We start from the raw sequence: 1883 nt of genomic DNA on the forward strand, positions 1-1883 counted from the left end.
TTGGGGGATCATTGCGTTGAGAAAATGGCACAAGTTGAAACGGTGACATTTGCTGTATCGTATCCACTTTCACAAAAAGGTTAGACCGTTTCCATTTGTGTCTTAGCGTAAGAAATTCCACATTTTTTGTTCCATAAATTGTCTTAGCGTGGGTTTTACGTCATTTTGCTGGCGGGACCCCCTAAGGTATCTCGAATCGTCCGAATGGCTTGTCCCGGATTCAAAACGGTAATTTGCGGAGGCTGATAAAAATCCTTGAGATTAAAGGTTACTAGCCAGCGTGCATGGGTTGCCACAGCTGCTGCTAACACATGTACATCCTTTGGGTGAGCAAAGTTCTGAAAAGGGTTCGTATCCGTGGGGGAGAAATCAACAGTGACCGCCCGCTGAACGATTTCCTCAAACTCAGGGAGTGCATCCGGGATCTTCTTGGCTAGGTTCCGACGGGCTTCCTCCTGAACGTGGGCCGATGTCATTCCTTGAATGATTCCGAGTTCGGACAGCGTTAACAGAAGATGGGCAGCCCCTGTCGTAGAAGCGCTTCCTGCCACTAATACATCGGCATCAAAGAAAACAATCAGATTGGACATCTTTTACTCCTTACCATGCCGATTTTGATATAGATCGTCCAGTAATTCCTCTACACTGACGCCACTTTGCTCCCGTTTTTTTTCAATGGAGCGAGCGAGCTTTGAAACCACCGGAACACGCGGACTTAAAACGAATGTTCCTCCGAGGTCGACGAGTGTCAGGACATCATCCTCTCCCAGCCCATAAGCCTCCCGTAGAGCATTTGGCAAGGTCACCACGCCCCGCTGGCGAATTTGAATGGTGTACGTATCGGTTGCCATCACAAAACCTCCCTTAAATGCATTATATTCGTTAAGCAGAAAATCAGTATTGCAGCATTTACCTAAAGATACCACGGGGCGGGCAATCTGAGCAATCCCGGGAAAAGCACAGATTTACGGGGAAGCCGCCGTACCTGATCGTATTCTGGGCGGGAATCAGATGGCCTTAAAAAACTGAGCTAACGGGAGGAAATCAAGGATTGAAGCATCATCCAGAACTGGAATTTAAGCTGCGCTTTCGATGGCCTCCGGGAAACACAAAATCGCCGCTCCCGGCTGAATTTGGCCGAAAACGGCGATCCCATTTATTTGGGAAGTCCAATAACCTTGTTTATGTAAAGAGACCGCCAGATGGCGGCCAAACTTGACAAGGTATTTATTATTGATTAATGTCCCATCATTCAGCCAACTATCCATGAGGCACATTACTACGGTTTTTTGGCACCCGTCGAAGTTGCTTTGAAGTATGGTCCGTTTCCTATTTCCACAGCGATCTGGTTGTTCTGGTTAACACCAGCGATTTGGTAAACATGAATATCCATTTTAGATGTCATATTTGTGACCCATCCAGGAGGTCCATTACTTGTCCCTTGCATGACGATTACGCCGAGGGGTTTACCGATCTTCAACGCTTTCGAATCACTAACGGCGTAGTACCTCAGCTGGTGTCCTTCACTAAGATGTGCAACCCAAGGAACACCTGTTGTGGTACTTGGGTTTTCCACTTGTGTTTGACCACATCCTGTGACTAAAACAAGCACAGCAAAACAGCCAATGAACAGTTTCCTCATATTGCACCAACTTTTTAGTGAGATGTACATGGGTACCATCAGTAAAACGCTTTGTTGACGGTACCCTTTAAACAACGGATTTTTATGACATATTCTTATTCTGCGTTATGCCAGTAACATTCCTGTATACGTTAGTGAATAGGGTTTGTAGAAATAATAGAGCCTCGCTACGATGAGTGTGTGCCGGGTCATTGCCCTAAAGAACTCATGTAGGAGGCGCTAATATGAAGTCTAGACTGGT

The 1883-nt window shown here is 46.3% G+C and carries 3 protein-coding genes; all 3 read right to left on the reverse strand.

Going from position 1 to position 1883, the window contains the following annotated elements:
* Window positions 1–155: 155 nt before the first annotated feature.
* The 3 genes from AN477_RS02105 to AN477_RS02120 all read right to left on the reverse strand — a co-directional run bounded on the left by AN477_RS02105 (window position 156) and on the right by AN477_RS02120 (window position 1642).
* Window positions 156–590, reverse strand: a complete 435-nt coding sequence (locus AN477_RS02105) for a PIN domain-containing protein (protein ID WP_054967545.1) — start codon at window positions 588–590, stop codon at window positions 156–158.
* Window positions 591–593: 3 nt separating this feature from the next.
* Entirely contained in the window at window positions 594–851 is a 258-nt protein-coding gene (locus AN477_RS02110; RefSeq protein ID WP_054967546.1) for an AbrB/MazE/SpoVT family DNA-binding domain-containing protein, read from the reverse strand.
* A 428-nt stretch (window positions 852–1279) separates the two neighbouring features.
* On the reverse strand, window positions 1280–1642 hold the full coding sequence (locus AN477_RS02120; RefSeq protein ID WP_054967548.1) for a hypothetical protein: 363 nt from the start codon (window positions 1640–1642) through the stop codon (window positions 1280–1282).
* Window positions 1643–1883 lie beyond the last annotated feature (241 nt).

Origin of the sequence: Paenalicyclobacillus ferrooxydans, assembly GCF_001399675.1 — a bacterium.
Taxonomy (GTDB): domain Bacteria; phylum Bacillota; class Bacilli; order Alicyclobacillales; family Alicyclobacillaceae; genus Alicyclobacillus_B; species Alicyclobacillus_B ferrooxydans.

Coding starts and splice junctions, on each gene's coding strand:
- AN477_RS02120 (WP_054967548.1), bottom strand. CDS start 1,642: ATGAGGAAACTGTTCATTGGCTGTTTTGCTGTGCTTGTTTTAGTCACA.
- AN477_RS02110 (WP_054967546.1), bottom strand. CDS start 851: ATGGCAACCGATACGTACACCATTCAAATTCGCCAGCGGGGCGTGGTG.
- AN477_RS02105 (WP_054967545.1), bottom strand. CDS start 590: ATGTCCAATCTGATTGTTTTCTTTGATGCCGATGTATTAGTGGCAGGA.